Source organism: Roseateles sp. FW301-B2, assembly GCF_058788955.1.
In genome coordinates this window covers 13192-30663 of record NZ_JBYTBE010000028.1, presented here as the reverse complement: position 1 = coordinate 30663, position 17472 = coordinate 13192, and the positions used below count along the sequence as shown (strand labels likewise).

At 69.5% G+C, this 17472-nt stretch carries 15 protein-coding genes; 7 read left to right on the top strand and 8 right to left on the bottom strand.

Annotated elements, in window-relative coordinates; genetic code table 11:
- Window positions 1-5 precede the first annotated feature (5 nt).
- Window positions 6-764, top strand: a complete 759-nt coding sequence (locus AC3WQY_RS18065; RefSeq protein ID WP_285233683.1) for a sigma-70 family RNA polymerase sigma factor — start codon at window positions 6-8, stop codon at window positions 762-764.
- A gap of 9 nt (window positions 765-773) precedes the next feature.
- Complete coding sequence (locus AC3WQY_RS18060; protein ID WP_285233684.1) at window positions 774-1640, top strand: cupin domain-containing protein; 867 nt, start codon at window positions 774-776, stop codon at window positions 1638-1640.
- A gap of 7 nt (window positions 1641-1647) precedes the next feature.
- Here the strand turns inward: AC3WQY_RS18060 and AC3WQY_RS18055 are convergent, their stop codons facing one another.
- Window positions 1648-2631, bottom strand: coding sequence for an extracellular catalytic domain type 1 short-chain-length polyhydroxyalkanoate depolymerase (locus AC3WQY_RS18055; RefSeq protein ID WP_492709886.1), 984 nt, complete (start codon window positions 2629-2631; stop codon window positions 1648-1650).
- A gap of 246 nt (window positions 2632-2877) precedes the next feature.
- On the opposite strand from AC3WQY_RS18055, the gene AC3WQY_RS18050 reads away from it, so the two are divergent.
- Genes AC3WQY_RS18050 through AC3WQY_RS18035 form a run of 4 tightly spaced genes read left to right on the top strand, consistent with a single transcriptional unit; the run spans window position 2878 to window position 6039 of the window.
- On the top strand, window positions 2878-3891 hold the full coding sequence (locus AC3WQY_RS18050) for a tetratricopeptide repeat protein (RefSeq protein ID WP_285233686.1): 1014 nt from the start codon (window positions 2878-2880) through the stop codon (window positions 3889-3891).
- Window positions 3892-3913: 22 nt separating this feature from the next.
- Window positions 3914-4111, top strand: a complete 198-nt coding sequence (locus AC3WQY_RS18045) for a hypothetical protein (protein WP_285233687.1) — start codon at window positions 3914-3916, stop codon at window positions 4109-4111.
- A gap of 57 nt (window positions 4112-4168) precedes the next feature.
- Window positions 4169-5269, top strand: coding sequence for a sensor histidine kinase (locus tag AC3WQY_RS18040; RefSeq protein WP_285233688.1), 1101 nt, complete (start codon window positions 4169-4171; stop codon window positions 5267-5269).
- Window positions 5266-6039 (top strand): LytR/AlgR family response regulator transcription factor, encoded by a 774-nt coding sequence (locus AC3WQY_RS18035; RefSeq protein ID WP_285233689.1) that lies wholly within the window; start codon window positions 5266-5268, stop codon window positions 6037-6039. Before AC3WQY_RS18040 ends, AC3WQY_RS18035 begins: the two co-directional genes overlap by 4 nt.
- Before the next feature lie 17 nt (window positions 6040-6056).
- Here AC3WQY_RS18035 and AC3WQY_RS18030 read toward each other — a convergent pair whose 3' ends face one another.
- The gene (locus AC3WQY_RS18030) at window positions 6057-7343 is read right to left on the bottom strand and encodes an NAD(P)/FAD-dependent oxidoreductase (protein ID WP_285233690.1); all 1287 of its coding nucleotides are present in this window, start codon (window positions 7341-7343) and stop codon (window positions 6057-6059) included.
- A gap of 10 nt (window positions 7344-7353) precedes the next feature.
- Window positions 7354-8694, bottom strand: coding sequence for a glutamine synthetase family protein (locus AC3WQY_RS18025; protein ID WP_492709885.1), 1341 nt, complete (start codon window positions 8692-8694; stop codon window positions 7354-7356).
- A gap of 52 nt (window positions 8695-8746) precedes the next feature.
- Here AC3WQY_RS18025 and AC3WQY_RS18020 point away from each other — a divergent pair, with 52 nt between their 5' ends.
- A complete protein-coding gene (locus tag AC3WQY_RS18020; protein ID WP_285233692.1) occupies window positions 8747-9421 on the top strand; it encodes a TetR/AcrR family transcriptional regulator in 675 nt (224 codons plus the stop codon).
- A 3-nt stretch (window positions 9422-9424) separates the two neighbouring features.
- Here AC3WQY_RS18020 and AC3WQY_RS18015 read toward each other — a convergent pair whose 3' ends face one another.
- The 5 genes from AC3WQY_RS18015 to AC3WQY_RS17995 form a co-directional block, all read right to left on the bottom strand.
- Entirely contained in the window at window positions 9425-10852 is a 1428-nt protein-coding gene (locus AC3WQY_RS18015) for an amidase (RefSeq protein WP_492709884.1), read from the bottom strand.
- Window positions 10853-11544: 692 nt separating this feature from the next.
- A complete protein-coding gene (locus AC3WQY_RS18010) occupies window positions 11545-13065 on the bottom strand; it encodes an aldehyde dehydrogenase family protein (RefSeq protein ID WP_492709883.1) in 1521 nt (506 codons plus the stop codon).
- 6 nt (window positions 13066-13071) lie between these two features.
- Window positions 13072-14634 (bottom strand): flavin monoamine oxidase family protein, encoded by a 1563-nt coding sequence (locus tag AC3WQY_RS18005; protein ID WP_285233695.1) that lies wholly within the window; start codon window positions 14632-14634, stop codon window positions 13072-13074.
- A gap of 12 nt (window positions 14635-14646) precedes the next feature.
- Window positions 14647-15999, bottom strand: coding sequence for an APC family permease (locus tag AC3WQY_RS18000; protein WP_285233696.1), 1353 nt, complete (start codon window positions 15997-15999; stop codon window positions 14647-14649).
- A gap of 48 nt (window positions 16000-16047) precedes the next feature.
- Window positions 16048-17451, bottom strand: a complete 1404-nt coding sequence (locus tag AC3WQY_RS17995) for an amidase (protein WP_285233697.1) — start codon at window positions 17449-17451, stop codon at window positions 16048-16050.
- Window positions 17452-17472: the final 21 nt, after the last annotated feature.

The following is a 17472-nucleotide window of genomic DNA, read 5'->3' as shown; positions in this document are numbered from 1 at the left end:
CAAGCATGAACAATGCCTCACATCTGCAGCTTCCAGACCCCGGCGAGCCCGGCTGGCCCGAGCCGCTGCTGGACGAGCACGAGGAGCCGGACGACGCGCCGGATGCCGCGCCCGCCGGCCCCTATGCCGGCCCCTATGCCGACCAGCATGCCGACCCGCATGCCGACCACAGCGCCGGCCCGGCGCTGCAGCGAGTGAGCGACGCGCAACTGGCGGCCTGGATCGATGCCGTGGTGGCGCGTGACGAGCAGGCCCTGGCCGCCCTCTACGACGCCACCTTCACCCGCCTCTACAGCCTGGTGCAACGCATCGTGCGCCGCGAGGCGCTGGCCGAGGAGGTGGTGGAAGACAGCTACTTCCAGGTCTGGCGCCAGGCGCCGCGCTTCGACCCGACGCGCGGTTGCGCCATCAGCTGGCTGCTGGCCATCGCGCGCTCGCGCGCCATCGACGCGCTGCGCCGCGAGGCGCGCTTCCAGCATGCCAGCCTGGACGATCAGGCCACCGACGCCTACGACGGCAACGCCGGCAGCGACGAGCTGCTGGAGCTGGCGCGCCACCATGCGGACCTGCACCGCGCCCTGCTGCAACTGGGTGCGCAGCCACGCCAGCTGGTGTCGCTGGCCTTCTTCCGCGGCCTCAGCCATGAGGAGATTGCGCTGCAGACGCGCCTGCCGCTGGGCACCGTCAAATCACAGATACGCCGCGCCCTCATCACCCTCAGGCAGGTCCTGGGCGAGACCGGCCTGCCGGCATTGGCTTCCTGAAGGCAGCATATGAGCACCCCCAAGCCCGAAACCCGCCCGGCCGCAGCGGCCAGCCACACCGAGCAGGAATTCGCTGCGCTGCTCAGCGAGCCCCTGGCCAACAGCTGGCCGGCGCAGCCCGGCGCCAATAACCCGGCGCTGGCGGCCGTGCGCGGCCGCCTGCTCGGCCGCCTGGCCGCGTCGCAGGCCGCGAGCCGCCCCATGGTGACGGCGCGGCGCCTGCGCCTGCCCGCCCAGACGGTCGCGCCCGGCGTGCAGCTGCGCAGCCTCTACCGTGCTGACACCGCGCATGCCGCGCATGCGGCGCGCCCCGGCGAGCCCCTGCGGGCCTGCCTGCTGGAGCTGGCCGCGGGCGCGCGCCTGCCGGCCCTGCCGCATGCCCATCTGCACCGCGAATGGCTGCTGCTGAGCGGCGCGGTGACGCTGGGCGAGCGGCTCCACCTGGCGCCGCGTGACTACCACCTCCAGCCCGCCGGTACGCCCGCCCTGGCGCTGCACAGCGCGGCCGGCGCCCTGCTCTTCCTGCGCGAGAGCGCCCTGCCGGCACGGCCGGGGGACCAGCCCTGCACCGTGCACGACCAGGCCGCCGCCTGGCCCGACTACGCGCCCGGCATCCAGCGCCGCGTGCTGTGGCAACGCGACGGCCAGGCTGCCCTGCTCTACCGCGCCCAGCCGGGCGCCCAGGTGCCCCAGCACCGCCATGGCCACGACGAGGAATGCCTGATGCTGGAGGGCGAGCTCTTCCTCGACGATCTGCTGCTGCAGGCCGGCGACTACCAGCTCGCCCCCGCCGGCAGCGGCCACCAGATCACCGAGACCGACACCGGCGTGGTGATCTATGCGCATGGCGACCTGGATCTGCAGTTTGTAGGCTGAAGCCTTGTCAGCGCGCCTGCCTCGCAAAGAAGTCCCAGATCATGGCCGGCCCGTCGGGCGCCATCGGTGAGGGGCCCAGCAGCCGGGGCCGCTGCGCGTAGGCTTGCGGCAGGCCATGGCCGCCGCCATGGATGGTCACCAGCTCGACCTCGGTCCTGCCCTCATTGCGCCAGCGGTTCTGCTCGACGCTGAAGCCCCCGGGCACATCCATGCGGCTGGTCTGGGGCGCAGCGCTCAGGTGATTCCAATCGGCGAAATACTGGGCCGAGGCGCGCGAGGAAATGATCGGCCCGCCTTTGTAAAACAGGCCCAGCAGGCTGATCTCCCCGCCTGCATAGGGCACCAGCGGATCCAGGGTGCCATTCATGATCATCACCGAGGTGCTCTGGGCCGAGGGCTTGCATTGGAAGTTCTGCGGCGCCGGCACATTGGCCACCACCGCCGCCACCGCCCGATAGCGGCCGGGCTGCTCCAGCGCCAGACGCATGGCCATGGAGCCGCCATTGGAGACGCCGGCGGCAAACACGCGCGCCGGATCGAGCCCATGCTCGGCCACCAGCTTGTCCACCATGGCGGCCAGGAAGCCCGCATCGTCGGCGCGGGCGCCGTCCACCTTTTTGTCGCCAATCACACTGCAGTCGTTCCAATCGGAGGCATAGGCCTTGGGGTAGGCGACCGCAAAGCCATACGCGTCGGCCAGACGTTCAAAGCCATAGCCAGTGCCCATGCGTATGCGCTGCGGGCCTTCGCCCGAGCCATGCATCACCAGCACCAGGGGGGCACCCTTGGGCAGGCCCTTGGGTGTGTAGACGCGGTAGCTGCGCGTCAGGCCGGCCACCTCGATGGACGCCTTGCGCAGCGTGCCGGAGAGTTGCGGCGGCGCGGGCTCGGGGGCGTAGACGAAGTAGCCAAACAAGCCGGCCAACAGCGTCAGCAAGGCAAGCAGGCCAAGCAAGCCAAGCTTGAGGAAACGCAGAACTGTTCTTTTCATGGCGATGCAGGCGATGGAGTCAGTGCCGCTAATGTGCCCGCATCGCCTGCCCGGCAAGGCACCCGCCGGATCGGCGACGCCGGCGTCGGGACGAACGACGCCCGGCCACGACCGGCAACGCCGGACCATTCGTCCCGCCAGGGCGTGCCCGGAAACCCGCGGGGCGTGGGCCGTCCGAGCGCCGCTGCGCTCGCGCCGGCATATCCAAACAATCGCCCTGTCCCACTTCAATCATCACAGCCGACCATGACCACTCCCTTCATTGCCAAGGCCCTGGCCAGCACAGCCTTGTTGATCTCGCTGGGCACGGCCCAGGCTGCCGTCATCTTCAAGGACGCGCAGCTGCAAGCCCTGCAAGAGGGCGGCAAATACGCCGAACTCGAACAGCTGGCGCAGGCCCGCCTGAAGACCAACGCGGCCGATGCCGAGGCCAGCGCAGCCCTGACCCTGGCGCTGACCTTTGCCGACGCCGCCGACCCCAAGCGGCTGGAGGCCGGCGCCAGGCAGGCCAAACTCTGTACCGATCAGCACCCCATGGTGGCGGTCTGCCATCTGGCGACGGCTCAGAACCTGAGCATGCAAATGCTGGGCATGGGCATGGCCCGGGCCATGCGCAGCGTGGGCAGCCTGAAGGATGTCTGGATCCGCACGCTGGAGCTGGAGCCCAGCAGCTTCACTGCCCGCGTGCAGCTTGCCAGGCTTTTGCTGACCGTGCCCGGCATCATGGGCGGCAGCGTCTCCAAGGCCCGCGAGCTGGAAGCCGCGGTGCGCAGCAGCCAGCCCGACACCGCGCGCATCATCCGCGTCTTCATCGCCGCCGAGGCCAAGAATTGGGGCGAGATGGAGAGCGAGTTGCTGGCGATTAAAGCCGGCAAGGACGCCGCCCTGCAGGACGAGGTGCGCGAGGCCACCATGCTGCTGGCGCTGAACTATCTGAAGGACGGCAAGGACCTGGCCAAGGCCCGCGGCCTGTATGAGGGCCTGCAACGCGAGCAGCCCAACAAGGCCGGCGGCTTTTACGGCATGGGCCGGGTCCACGCGGCACAGGGTCAGACCGACGAGGCGATTCGCTCACTGGAGCGCGCCAGGATCCTGAGCGGCGCCGAGGACTATCCCATCGACCATCGCCTGGGCGATGCCTATCTCGCCAAGGGCGACAAGGCGCAGGCCAAGGCGGCCTACGAGCGTTTCCTGGCCAACAAGCGCGCGAACCCGGCCAATGCCGAAGACGCGCGCAAGAGCCTGGCCAAGCTGGGCTGATGGTGGAGAGAAGGAAAAGACCGTGACGAACGAGCAAATCCCGCTCTGGCGCCTGCACCTGCCGCGCGCCTACCCGCTGTGGCGGGCCGGGGCGATGACGCCGAATGTGCGAGAGAGCGCCTTTGCCTGCCTGATGGGTGTGGTGCTGACGCCGCTGGTGCTGCCCTGGCGCCATATCGCGCATCACTACTTCCGCAAGACCGCTGAGCGCTGGCGTTAGTCGACGCACCCGCAGCTGCCCACCATCGGTCCTCGCACTCAAAGGTATTCTGCCGTGATGCCAACCCCCCCTGCTTCCATCAGCTTCAGCGAGCGGCTCGCGCCGCCCGGCTGGCGTGCCCTGTTCGGCTGGCGCCGCCTGCGCACCGTCGCCATCATCTGCGCGCTCTTCGTGCTGCTCTTCAGCTTTGGCTGGAAGGCAGGTATGTGGGTGCTGGTGACAAGGATCTTCGGCGTTGGCCTGAGCTTGCTGCTGGTGTTCGGCCTGTTCGAGCAATGGCCGCGCCGGCTGCCCGGCTGGCTGGCGCGCTGGGCCCTGCAGGTGGCGGCGGTCGGCGTGACCGTCCCCGTCGCCATGTTCATGGCCTACCTCTTGAGCACGGCGCCGGGCGCGCCGATGTTCTGGCATGAGCCCAAGCGCCTGGAGGGCTTCATGACCTTCACCTTTCTGGGCATGCTGGTGGCGCCCTGGACGGCGCTGACGGCCCTGCTGCGCCAGCGCGAGGCCAAGGTGGAGAAGCAGGCCATCGACTTCGAGCTGGAGCGCAGCGAGATGGCCCGCCAGGCGCTGGACGCGCGCATGCGCTTGCTCAGCGCCCAGGCCCAGCCGCATTTCCTGTTCAACACCCTGGCCAATGTGCAGGCCCTGGTGGAGGCCGGCTCGCCGCGCGCGCCCCGGCTGCTGCAAAGCCTGACGGATTACCTGCGCGCCGCCGTGCCGCGCCTGGATGGCTCGGCCAACACCCTGGGCCAGGAGCTGGAGCTGGTGCGCGCCTATCTGGAGCTGATGCAGATGCGCATGCCCGACCGCCTGGCCTTTGCCCTGCATATCGGTGCCGGCGTGCATCTGCTGCCCTGCCCACCCATGACCCTGCTGACGCTGGTGGAAAATGCGGTGCAGCATGGCATCGACCCGAGCGAGGAAGGCGGCCGCATCGACGTGCATGCCGAGCTGCTGGAGGGCGGGCGCTGCCGCCTGCGCGTGGTGGACACCGGCGTGGGGCTGCAGGCCACGGGCGGCGGCCTGGGCACCGGCCTGGCGGCGCTGCGCGAACGCCTGCTCTGGGCCTATGGCGGCAGCGCCAGCCTGGACTTGAGCGAGGTGGCGCCGCATGGCGTGCAAGCAAGGATAGAGTTCGCCCGTAAGGAATCTGAATGATGCAGGCCACCGCCCTGATCGCCGACGATGAGCCCCTGCTGCGCGAGATTCTCGAAGCACGCCTTGCCGCCGCCTGGCCCGAACTGCAGATCGTGGCCCAGGCGCGCAACGGCCGCCAGGCCATCGAACTGTTCGAACAACACCAGCCGACGATCTGCTTTCTGGACGTGCACATGCCGGGCCTGAGCGGGGTGGAGGTGGCGCGCCATATAGGCAAACGCGCCCATCTGGTGTTTGTCACCGCTTTCGATCAATACGCGCTGGAAGCCTTCGAGCAGGGCGTGCTGGACTATCTGGTCAAGCCGGTCGCGGCGGCGCGCCTGGGCGAGACGGTGGAGCGCCTGAAGGCGCGCCTCTCACAGGCCCAACCGGCGGTGCACAGCGAGGCCTTGCTTGTGCAACTGGCGCAGCGGCTCAAGCTGAATCAGCCCGAGCCGCTGCGCTGGGTGCGCGCCTCGGTGGGCGCCTCACTGCGCATGATTCCGGTGGACGATATCGACTATCTCAAGAGTGACACCAAGTACACCCTGGTGGCCTACCGCGACGAGGGCCAGGCCGCCGAGGCGCTGATACGCATGCCGCTGAAGGACCTGCTGGCGCAGCTCGACCCCGCGCACTTCAGCCAGGTGCACCGCTCGGTGGTGGTGAATCTGCGCTCGATCCGGCGCCTCACCCGCGGCGACAACGAGACCGGCGAGATCGAGCTCAAGGGCCGCAGCGAACGTCTGCCGGTGAGCCGCAGCTACCTGCCGATGTTCAAGGAGATGTAGGCGGGCGCCGCGCGCCCTCAGCGCCAGCGCTCCAGCTGCAGGTAGTACCACATGCCCAGGGCCAGCATGCGCTGGCCCAGCCAGTCGCCCACCGGCACGCGCCGGTGGCGAAAGCGCTGGAACAGCTCGAAGCCGCGCGGGCTGCCCAGCAAGGCGGCCGCCATCACCTCGCCGACGATGTGCGAGGTGGCCAGCCCATGGCCGGAATAGCCCTGCGCGTACCAGACCCGGGGCGAGAGCTTGCCGAGCTGGGGGATGCGGTTGATGACGATGCCCATATGGCAATGCCATTGGAAGGCAATGCCCACGCCGCGCAGCTGCGGGAAGGTGCGCTCGATGGCGGGCCGCAGCTCGGCGGCGATGTCGCGCGAGGCCGCGCCCGAGTAGTTGGCGCCGCCGCCGAACAGCAGCCGGCCATCGGCCGTCATGCGGTAATAGTCCAGCACGAAGCGGCTGTCGTAGACGGCCAGGTCCAGCGGGTTGAGCTGGCGCGCCAGCGCACCCAGCGGCTCGGTTGCGACGATGCCGCCGGCCGCGGGGAAGATCATGCCGCCCAGCTTGCGCGGCTCCAGCCGGTGGTAGACATCGCCCGCCAGCAGCACCTGGTCGGCCACCACGCGCCCCTGCGGCGTGCGTATCGACGGCGTGGGCCCGTGCTCGATCTCCAGCACCGGTGAGTCCTCGAACAGCAGCCCGCCCAGGCCCGCCAGCGCGCGCGCCTCGCCCAGGCAGAGATTGAGCGGATGCAGGTGCATATTGCGGCGGTTGACGATGCCGCCGTGGTAGAGCGGTGTGTCGAGATAACGCCCCATCTCCTTGGCCTCGACCAGCTCGACATCGGCGCCCAGGCCGCGCTCGACCATCTCCGCATGGGCCTGGCGCATGTCGCGCATATGGCCGGCGCTGTAGGCGGCGTGCAGATGGCCCAGCTTGAGGTCGCAGGCGATGCCATAGCGCTCGATGCGGCGGCGGATGATGTCGTGCCCGCGCCAGCGCAGCATCCAGATGAAGTCGTCGGCGGCCTCGGCGCCGATCTGGCGCGCCAGCTGGCGGCGCATCGCGGCGTCGCCCGAGAGGCTGCCCGTCACCTGGCCGCCGTTGCGGCCCGACTGGCCCCAGCCGATGCGCTGCGCCTCCACCAGCGCCACCCTGACGCCGCGCTCGGCCAGCTCCAGGGCGCTGGCCAGGCCGGTGAAGCCGCCGCCGATCACGGCCACGTCGACGCGCTGCTCGCCCTCCAGGCGCGGATAGCGCTGCGCGCTGTTACGGGTGGCGTTGTAGTAGGAGCGGATGCTGTCGTCCATGCGTCCGCCCTCAGACCAGCTCGAGATAGCGCTCGAGTTCCCAGTCCGTCACCGCCTCATCGAAGCGCGCCACCTCCCAGGCGCGCGTCTCGACGAAATGGCGCACGAACTCCTCGCCCAGCAGCTCGCGCGCCAGTTCGGAGCGCGCCATCGCCGCGGTGGCCTCGGCCAGGGTGGACGGCAGGCGCGGCAGCGATGGCGTGTCGCCGGCCGGCGGCAGCGCCAGCCGGTGCTCGATGCCGTAGAGGCCCGAGGCCAGCGCGGCGGCGATGGCCAGATAGGGATTCGCATCGGCGCCGGCGCTGCGCGTCTCCAGCCGCATCGATGCCGCACTGCCGGGGATCACGCGCAGCGAGGCATTGCGGTTGTCGACCGCCCAGTTCGGCCGCACCGGCGCGAGGTTGCGGTCCACCAGGCGCTTGTAGCTGTTCACGAAGGGGGCGTACATGGGCAGCAGCTGCGGCAGCGCGTGCAGCTGGCCGGCCATGAAGTGGCGCAGCGTGTCGCTCATCTGGTGGGCGCCGCGCTCATCGTGGAAGCAGTTGCGCCCGTCGCGCCACAGGCTCTGGTGCAGATGCTGGCCACAGCCGGCATAAGCCGTCGAGTACTTGGCCATGAAGGTGCTCAGGAGGCCATGGCGGCGCCCGATCTCGCGCACCGCCTGCTTGAACAGCACCGCGCGGTCGGCCGCGCGCAGCGCCTCGGTGTAGCGGATCGCGGCCTCGAAATTGCCGGGGCCGGCCTCGGTGTGCAGGGCCTCCAGCGGCACGTCGATGGCGTTCAGCTGGCTGAACAGATCGCGCACGAAGGCATGCTGGGCATCGATGCGCAGGGGCGAGTAGTTCGTCAGGCCCTGGGTGGCCGTCTGCAGGCCGCGGTAGCCCTTGGCGCGCACCGAGACCTCGCTCTCGGCCAGCAGAAACCATTCGAACTCGACGCCGATCTGCGCCGTGAAGCCCATGCTCGCCGCCTTGGCCAGCACCTTCCTGAGCAGCTGGCGCGGGCAGATGGGCAGCGGCGTGCCATCGGGCTTCACATGCTCGCCGAGGATCAGCCAGCGCCCCTCGTCCCAGGGCAGCCGGCGCGCGGTGCTGGCGTCGAGCCTGAGGCCGATGTCGGGGAAGCCGGTGTGGAAGCCGGTGAACGAGACCTGCTCGTAGAGCCGGTCCTGGATGTCCCAGCCGAACAGCGCGCTGGCGATGCTGCCGCCCGTCTCCAGCATGCTGGCGATCTTCTCGCCGCTGAGGTGCTTGCCGCGGCACACGCCGTCGATGTCGGTGACGGCAAAGCGCACATAGGGCTCGCGTTCCAGCAGTTCCCTGCTGAGCGTGGTGCCTGGTCTTTCATCCATGATCTTCTGCTTCCTTTCAAGCGGTCTGCACATGGCAGAATCCGCGCCACATATGTCGTCAAAGAGCGCCCTCAAACCCGCCGGCACGCGCCGTGTTCCGCAGCAGGAGCGCGGCGTCAAGACCATCGAGGTGATCCTGCAGGCGGCCGGCCAGGAGATCGAGCGCGGCGGCCTCGCCAAGCTCACCACCAAGCGCATCGCCACCGCGGCCGGGCTCTCGGTGGGCGGGCTCTACGAGTACTTCCCCAACAAGGAAGCGGTGGTCCATGCCCTGGCCAGCCGCTGGCTGGAACAGATCAAGGACGCGATCGCCGCGGTGCATCCGGCCAAGACCGGCTGCCAGGATCTGGTGCGCTACCTCACCATGGTGTTCGAGGCGGTCAAGCCGCATTACCAGCAGGTGCCCGGCGTGAGCGGCCTGATCTCGGTGCTCTCCTCGGTGCCCGAACTGCAGGCGCTGGAGGACGAGATCGACGTGCAGGTCAACGGCCTGCTGGCCGATGCCATCGCCAGCCTGGTGCCCCATGTGGACGCCGCGCAATGCATGACGATGGCGCGCGCGCTCACCATCCTGGACCATTACCTGCTGATCGAGGCCATCCTGCGCGACCCCGCCAACGCGGCGCTCTACGACGAGCACCACCGCGTCTGCCAGTACGCCCTCGCCACCAACCTGATGCTGATGAACGAGCGGGCGCGCGCGGCCGCCCTTGCCAAGCAGCCCTGAGGCTCAGCAGGCCGGCGGGAACTGATCGACGAACAGGCGCGAGCTGCCGGCGCGCGCATGGTTGGCGGCGACGCGGAACACCGTCTCGTCGTCATAGGCGTTGGCGACGATCTGCATGCCGGTGGGCACGCCGATATCCGACAGGCCGGTCGGCGCCGCCAGCACCGGGTAGCGGTTGAGCAGGTTGAAGGCCGGGGTCAGGCACCAGCCCAGATAGGCCTCGACCGGCTGGCCATCGAGCTCCAGCATCGCCTGCGCAACCGGGTCCTGGTCGGCCGGCAGCTGGGTGCTCACCAGGGTGGCGCAGATGAAGGCGGCATAGCCCCGGCCCCAGACCTTGGCCTGCATCTCGCGGTGCAGCTGCTGGGCCAGCAGGGCGCTGGGCATGATGGAGACGGGCGCATCCTTGGCCTGGTCGCGCAGATGCCGGACATAACTGCAGAGTTTGTCGGCATCCGCATCCGGGATGTCGTTCATGAACTCATCGACGAAGATCGCACGCAGGCCGTCCAGCAGCACCTTGTTGATCTGCTCCAGATCCCAGCGGATGTCGACCTCCTCGACCACCGCGCCGCGGCCGCGCAGGCCCTCCAGCGCGCGCAACAGGTTGCGCTGCACGTCCGGGGCCAGCGCCGCATGGCCCAGGGCCGGGCTGTAGGCGATGCGCATGCCCTGCAGATCGCCATACTCGGTGGGCAGCGGCGTGAACGGCAGGGTCGTGTAGGAGTTGGGGTGCGGGCCGGCCAGCACGTTCTGCATCAGCACCAGATCGTCGAAGCTGCGCGCCATCGGCCCCTCCACCGCCTGGGCGAAGTATTCGTCGGTGGGCGTGCAGGCCAGGCGGCCGAAGGGCGGCTTGTAGCCGTACACGCCGCACAGCGAGGACGGGATGCGGATCGAGCCCGCCATATCGCTGCCGGTGGCCAGCGGCGCCACGCCGGCGGCCAGCGCCGCACCCGAGCCGCCGCTGCTGCCGCCGCAGGAATGCGCCAGCGACCAGGGGTTGCCGGTCACGCCGTAGAGCTTGCTCCAGGTATGGCCGAGCACGCAGAACTCGGGGTTGGTGGCCTGGAAGTAGGGAATCGCGCCCGCCTCCAGCAGCTTGTCGACGATGGGGTGGTTCTCGGCCGCGACCTTGTCCTTGAAGACCAGCGAGGCCAGCGGCCGCGGCCAGCCCTTCACCGCCGTCTCCTCCTTGATGATGACCGGCACGCCCTCGAGCGCACGCGCCCTGCCCTCGCGCCAGCGCCGCCCCGACTCGCGCGCCCGCTCACGCGCCTCATCGGCAAAGATGCCGGCCGCGCAGTTCACCGTGGCCTGCTGGCGCTGGGCCGTGGCCAGCAGGGTTTCGAGGTAGTCGGCCGGGTCCAGGCTGCCGGCACGGAAGCGCGTCAGCAGCTCGCTGGCGGAAAGGTAGGTGTTGTCGTTCATTATTTGCTCGTTCGTTGAAGTGCTCGTTTCTTCGCCGATGTGGGGCCGGAACTCTCAACCCACGATTCGGCATCTCAGAACTACCCGGGCCGGGCTGATGGCAAAGCCCTGGGCGGGTGGCCGCTGCGGCCCGGATGCGCAGGCCCTCGCGGAGCTCGGGCTCCCCTGCGGTGCTCGGCCCTTGCGGCCTGGCGCACAACTCTCTGCGCTCACCTGCAGCTCGCTCCGTTCAAACAAAGTGCGCCAATCCAGTGCTTGAAGCGCGCGAGGTCGCGCGCGGCCACAAGGTCCTGTGCTCCTCGGCAGCGCAAAAGGGCCGCCGCAACCACCCACCCAGAGCTTTGCCAACACCGCTGCTTGTGCGCACCTTCGTGCTCCGAGCGTGCTTCGAGCGGCCCAGGCCGGCAGGTGCGAGGCCCCATTGGCGGTGCCGAGCCGCGCAGCCAAACCGGGTTGCGCATCGCTCCGGGCGATGCGTCGAGCGCAGCTTGTCTGAGCACCGAGCACAGTTGGCCGCCGCAGGCGGACAACGGCCCGCAGGGGTGCGAGGGCGAGTTCTGCGCGAGACCCGGTTTGGTGAGCAGCGAGGGGAGCCTGAACGCAGTGAAGGCCTCCGCCTCTGGGGCCGAGTGCCTGCCGGCCTGGGCCGCGGCGCGCGCGAACCGGGCAAGGCGCCAAATGCATCAGCGACTTCATGGGCCCGTCGCGCCGGGATAGAAGGCCGAGTCCGGGCGCGGCAACCACCATTCATGCATGCGCGGCTGGTGGTCGAGGACGACCATCTTGGTGCGGCGGAAGGCGTCGAGGCCGAAGCGGCCGAGTTCGCAGCCGAGGCCGGACATCTTGGCGCCCGAGAAGGGCAGCGCGTCGTTGTCGATCAAGGGGTTGTTGACCCACACCATGCCGGACTCCAAGGCCTCAGCCGCCTCCATGGCCTCGGCCAGGTCGGTGGTGTAGACCGAGGCGCCGAGGCCGAACTCGGTGTCGTTGGCCAGGCGCAGCGCCGCGTCGAAATCGGCCACGCGGCAGATCGCCGCCACCGGGCCGAAGCATTCCTCGCGCATGATGGCCATCTGCGGCGTGACGCCGGTGAGTATGGTGGGCTCGTAGAACCAGCCCGCCTGCTCGCAATGCGGCGGCACGCGGCCGCCGCAGACCAGGGTGGCGCCCTGGGCCACGGCCTCGGCCACCAGGCGTGCCACCTTGTCGCGCGCGGCACGGCTCACCAGCGGGCCGATCTCGGCCATGCCCATGCCATCGCCCACGCGCAGCTGCCGGGTGCGGCGCGCGAACTCGGCGACGAAGGCGTCGTGCACCTCGTCCACCACGAAGAAACGCTCCGACGAGGTGCACACCTGCCCGGTCAGCAGGAAGGCCGAGTTGACGCAGCCGGCCGCCGCGATCTCGATCGGGGCGTGGCGCGAGATGATCATCGGATCGCTGCCGCCCGCCTCCAGCACGCAGGGCTTCATGCGATCGGCGCAGGCCACGCCCACCGCGCGCGCCGCCGCCACGCTGCCGGTGAAGGCCACCGCATGGGTGCCGGGGTGCTGGATCAGCAGCTGGGCCGTCTGCGCATCGCCGGGCAGGCAGGCCAACAGCCCCGCCGGCAGGCCGGCAAAGTGCTGCATGAACTGCAGCGTGCACAGCGAGGTGGCCTCGGCCGGCTTGACGATGCAGGCATTGCCGGCCGCCAGCGAGGCCGCCACGGTCCAGCACAGCAGCAGGATGGGGTAGTTGAAGGGCAGGATGTGCACCGAGACGCCATAGGGCTCGTAGCGCATGTACTGGAAGGAGCCGGCCTGGTTGCTGCCGGCCACCTTGCCGCCGTCGTCGCGCGCCAGCTCGGCGTAGTAGCGGAACACCGAGGCGCAGATCGAGAGCTCGCCCACCGCATCCGGATAGGGCTTGCCCATCTCGCGGCACAGCAGCTGGGCGAGCTCGTCGCGCAGCGGTGATTGCTCGATCGCCTGCGCCACGCCATGCAGCAGGCCTGCGCGGGTTTGCGTGTCGGTGCGCTTCCACAGCCGCTGCGCCAAATGGGCGCTGGCCACGGCGCGCGCCACATCGGCCTCGGCGCAGATCGGATAACGCCCGACCGGCGCCAGCGTGGCCGGGTTGATGGAGGCCTTGTGCGCTTCAGCGAGCGGCGGCACATAGCCGCCATCGAGGAAGAGCTGGGGTTCCTGCGGGTCGAATCGGGTGCTATGCATGGCTCATCAGGCTCCGCGCAGGTCCATCAGCACCTCGCGGGCGCAGCGCTGGCCGGACTCGACCGCACCATTCAGGAAGCCCGAGTGCAGCAGCGAGGCATGCTCGCCGGCGAAATGGCAGTTCTGTTGCCGCACGCCCTGGTAGCCGTAATAGGCGGTGTAGCTGCCCACCGGATGGGCCGTGTAAGCACCCCTGCTCCAGGCATTGCCGGGCCAGTAGTTCAGGAGCGCGCGGCCGTTCCAGAGCGGCTTGATGCCGGGGAATACGAGTTCCAGGCTGTCCAGCATGTCGGCGGCCTTCTGGTTGATGGGGCGGTCGTTCATCGCCAGCGCGGCGCGGTCGCCGGTGAAGCTGGTCAGGATGCCCTCGGTGCCCGGCTGGGCCCGCGTGACCTCCCAGCTGATCTGGTAGCCACCCGTATCGTTGTCGGTCAGGCCGTTGTAGCCCTGCTCGCGCCAGAGGCGGCGCTTGAACTGCAACTGGAACTTGGTGTGCATGCCCATGCGGAAGTTCTGGATGGTCGCGAGCTTCATGCTGTCGAAGCCGGCGCGGGCATAGTCCACCGAGCTCTGCAGCACCGAGAAGGGCAGCGCCAGCACCACATGGTCGGCCTGCACCTCGACGCTCTGGCCGGCGCAGCTGAAACTCAGCGTGTAGCTCTGGTCGGCGTTGCGCACCAGCTTCGTCAGCGCATGGCTCCTGATGATCTGGCCGGCATCCAGGCGCTGGGCCATGCCCTTGACGAGCTGGTCATTGCCGCCGCGGATGTGATAACGCTCGTCCGAACCGCGCGGCGCGAAGAAGCCCACCAGATCCAGCGCGCTGGCCTCGCTGGCGGCCACGCCGGCCGAGGCATCCATCAGCAGCTTGAGCAGCTGGCCGAGGCGCGAGTTCAGGCCGCCGGGGATGGTGCGGGCGATGTAGTCGGTCACCGACAGGTGGTCCAGCTCCCAGCCGCGCTGCGTGTAGTTGTCATAGGTCTGCGGCCAGGGCGCGGCGCGGTTGTCGGCGTCGAACTGCGCCTGCACCGCGGCAAAGTCGTTCACCTGCTCGTCCCAGGTATAGCGGGCGCCGGCGATCCAGAAGGTGATCTGGCCGCCCGCCGCGCTGTCGTAGGCGGCCAGGTCGTCCAGCACCAGATCGAGTTCGCGCGCCAGCTCGCGCAGCTCGCGGTGGCCGGTGTCGATCAGCTCGCCGCCGTTCTCGGCCACCTGGCCCGGGAAGGCCGTGGTGTTGGACCAGCAGCGGCCGCCCAGGCGCTCGGAGGCCTCGTAGACGGTGGCGATGACGCCGGCCTTCTTCAGCTCATAGGCACAGGCCAGGCCGGCCAGGCCCGCGCCCACGATCACCGTACGGGTGTTGGTACCGGCCTTCCCGCGCGGCTTGGCGGCGGCCGCCAGCAGCGGCGTCGAACCCAGCGCAGCGGCCGAACCCGCCGCCTGCAGCAGCTTGCGGCGTTCGCGCAGCAGGGCCAGCGCGGCGTCGTTGGACAGGTGTTCATGTTCGTTGCGCAAGCGTGCCACGTCCATCACGCCGGCCAGGACCTTCATCAGGGGAGTGCGAGCCATCTTGTCTGTCTCCTAAATGTTTTTGTGCGCGGGCTGGGAGGGAGGTTCTGCGGGCATCCCGGACGGCCCGCCCCGGGACAGCAGTCGATAGGCCAGGCCGGCCAGCAGCCAGCCGCCGCCGACGGCCAGCGCCATGGCGCTGAGATGGCTCAGGATCGTCAGGATCACGGCGATGCCCATCAGCGGTGCCAGCAGGTGGCTCCACCAGCGGCGGCCGGCCCGGCGACCGAAACGGACCAGCACCGACAGATGCACGGCCATGAAACCGGTCAGCGCGCCGACGCTGATGAAGATGGCGAGCTCGCTGATGCGGTTGCGCATCGCCAGCGCGATGCCCAGCGACACCGCGGTCGAGACGACCATCGCCACCCAGGGGTTGCCATGGCGGCGGTTCACCTTGGCCAGCACCGCCGGCAGGGTGCGGTCGCGCCCCATCGCGAACAGCACGCGGGCCACGCCCACCTGCATCGGCAGCACATTGGGCACGCCCACCACGATGGTCAGGAACCAGGCCAGCGCGACCCCGGCCCCCGGGCCGGCCAGCTGGTCCAGCAGCTCGTAGATCACCAGGGCCGGGTCGTGCACCGTGAAGCCGGCCAGCAGATTGCCCATCACCCAGGACACCCCCACGCACAGGCTGCCGGTGATGGCCAGGTTCGTCAGGATGGCCCGGCCGACCAGGCGCGTTTCGCCATCCCTGACCTCCTCGGCCAGCGTCGACACCGCGTCGAAGCCCAGATAGCTCATCACGCAGATCGAGGTGGCGGCCAGCACGGCGCTGCCGTCCCATGGTCCCGCCGGCAGCAGCGGCGCCAGGCTCAAGGCCCCGCTGCCCCGGCCGCCCTGCAAGGCCCACAGGCCCAGCAAGGTCACGCCGCCGACCAGCAGCAGTTGCAGCAACACCGACAGCATGCTGACCCGCGAGGTGACCGTGATGCCATACCAGTTGACGACGACGGTGACCCCGACCGAGATCAGCACCCAGCCGGCACGGCCGACGCCCGGCATCAGCGTCTCCAGGCCGACCGCACACATGGCATAGATGAAGGCCGGCACCAGCAGGTAGTCGAGCAGGATCATCCAGCCGGCTAGAAAGCCCGCGAAGGGCCCCATGGTGTGGCTGGCGAAACCGTAGACGGAACCGGCGCTGGGCAGCTCGCGCGTCATCACCGCATAGCTGCTGGCGGTGAAGTAGACGCACAGCGCGCCCAGCAGGAAGGCCAGCGCGATCAGGCCATGCGACTCCTCCCAGACAAAGCCGGCCATGGTCAGCGGCGTGACCGGCGCGGTATAGGCCAGGCCGTAGAAGACCAGGTCGCGGTAGCTCAGGGCGCGCTTGAGCTGGCCTTGTTGATCGGTGCTCATGGGGTGAGTTCTCGGGTTTGATGAAGGTGGGCAGGCATGGCGATCGTCTCAGAGTGCCGGGCGCCGGCCCGCCCAGCAGGCGGCCTCGATCGCCGCGCCGATGCGGAACACGCTGCCCTCGTCGAGCGTGCGGCCGACCACCTGCACGCCGATCGGCACGCCATTGCTGGCCACACCCGCGGGCACGCTAAGCACCGGATGCCGGCTCAGCAGATTGAAGGGATAGGTCATGGCATCGCTGCGCAGGATCGCGCTGCTGTCGCTCTCGCCCTCGGCCGAGCTGCCGATGCTGGCCATGGTGGGGCAGATCAGCGCGTCGTGGCTGGCCATCAGGCGCGCCATCGAGTCGTACATGCGCCCGATCACCTCGTTGGTGGCCAGGTACTGCTCGCCGCTGACCTTCAGGCCGTCGGCGGCGAACTGGCGGATGTAGTCGCTGGTGGGCGCGTCCTGCAGCAGGATGCGGCTGGCGAACTCGCGCCCGGTCTCGTAGCCCAGGCGCTGCAGCACGGCGTCGGCGGCGCGCTCATCCCAGTCCAGCGCCACCGGCTCGACGATCGCGCCCTGCTCGCGCAAGGCCTGGGCCACCTGCTCGAGCGCGCGCCGCACATCCTCGTGCACGCGGTAGAAGTTGAGGTCGTAGGAGAGCGCGATGCGCAGGCCCTTGACGGGCGCGAACGCCAGCGGCACCTCCAGCTTGGGGCTGACGGTGGCGGGGTCGGCCGGATGCGGGCCGTTCACCACATTGAACATCAGCGCGCAATCGGCCACCGTGCGCGCCATCGGGCCGATATGGTTCATGGTGTGCAGGGCATAGCCGATCGGCGTCACCGGCACCCGGCCATAGCTGGGCTTGAGCCCGACCACGCCGCAGTAGCTGGCGGGGATGCGGATCGAACCGCCGATGTCCGAGCCCGAGGCCAGCGTGGTCATGCCGGCCGCCAGCGCCGCGCCGCTGCCGCCGCTGGAGCCGCCCGGGGTCATCGCCAGGTTCCAGGGATTGCGGGTCACGCCATGCCGCACCGAGCGGGTGAAGCCGGCCATGTAGAACTCCGGCACATTGGTCTGGGCATGGATGACGGCGCCGGCATCGAGCAGGCGCTGGGTGATCGGCGCGTTGACGGTGTCGGGCTGGTTGCCCTGCAGCCAGGAGCCCTTGGTGGTGACCCAGCCGCACAGGGTGTGCTCGTTCTTCAGCGCCACCGGAATGCCTTCCAGCGCGCGCAGCGGGGCACCGCCGCGGGCATAGCGCTGCTCGGCCTCGCGTGCCGCCTGCATGGCCAGCTCCAGGCGCTGGGCGCTGAAGGCATTCAGCTGCGGCTCCAGCTTTTCCGCCTGCGCCAGCTGGGCGTTCAGCAGCTCGACCGGCGAGAGCTCGCGCTGGCGGAACAGTTGCAGCGCCGCGCTGGCGCTCAGGTAGCAGAGCTCGTTGGATTCGGATGGGATGGGCATGGATGGATGAAGAGAGTTCGG

Bases quoted from the DNA above. Each gene is read 5' to 3' on its own strand.
- AC3WQY_RS18065 (WP_285233683.1), top strand. From the start codon at position 6: ATGAACAATGCCTCACATCTGCAGCTTCCAGACCCCGGCGAGCCCGGC.
- AC3WQY_RS18060 (WP_285233684.1), top strand. From the start codon at position 774: ATGAGCACCCCCAAGCCCGAAACCCGCCCGGCCGCAGCGGCCAGCCAC.
- AC3WQY_RS18055 (WP_492709886.1), bottom strand. From the start codon at position 2,631: ATGAAAAGAACAGTTCTGCGTTTCCTCAAGCTTGGCTTGCTTGGCCTG.
- AC3WQY_RS18050 (WP_285233686.1), top strand. From the start codon at position 2,878: ATGACCACTCCCTTCATTGCCAAGGCCCTGGCCAGCACAGCCTTGTTG.
- AC3WQY_RS18040 (WP_285233688.1), top strand. From the start codon at position 4,169: ATGCCAACCCCCCCTGCTTCCATCAGCTTCAGCGAGCGGCTCGCGCCG.
- AC3WQY_RS18035 (WP_285233689.1), top strand. From the start codon at position 5,266: ATGATGCAGGCCACCGCCCTGATCGCCGACGATGAGCCCCTGCTGCGC.
- AC3WQY_RS18030 (WP_285233690.1), bottom strand. From the start codon at position 7,343: ATGGACGACAGCATCCGCTCCTACTACAACGCCACCCGTAACAGCGCG.
- AC3WQY_RS18025 (WP_492709885.1), bottom strand. From the start codon at position 8,694: ATGGATGAAAGACCAGGCACCACGCTCAGCAGGGAACTGCTGGAACGC.
- AC3WQY_RS18020 (WP_285233692.1), top strand. From the start codon at position 8,747: ATGTCGTCAAAGAGCGCCCTCAAACCCGCCGGCACGCGCCGTGTTCCG.
- AC3WQY_RS18015 (WP_492709884.1), bottom strand. From the start codon at position 10,852: ATGAACGACAACACCTACCTTTCCGCCAGCGAGCTGCTGACGCGCTTC.
- AC3WQY_RS18010 (WP_492709883.1), bottom strand. From the start codon at position 13,065: ATGCATAGCACCCGATTCGACCCGCAGGAACCCCAGCTCTTCCTCGAT.
- AC3WQY_RS18005 (WP_285233695.1), bottom strand. From the start codon at position 14,634: ATGGCTCGCACTCCCCTGATGAAGGTCCTGGCCGGCGTGATGGACGTG.
- AC3WQY_RS18000 (WP_285233696.1), bottom strand. From the start codon at position 15,999: ATGAGCACCGATCAACAAGGCCAGCTCAAGCGCGCCCTGAGCTACCGC.
- AC3WQY_RS17995 (WP_285233697.1), bottom strand. From the start codon at position 17,451: ATGCCCATCCCATCCGAATCCAACGAGCTCTGCTACCTGAGCGCCAGC.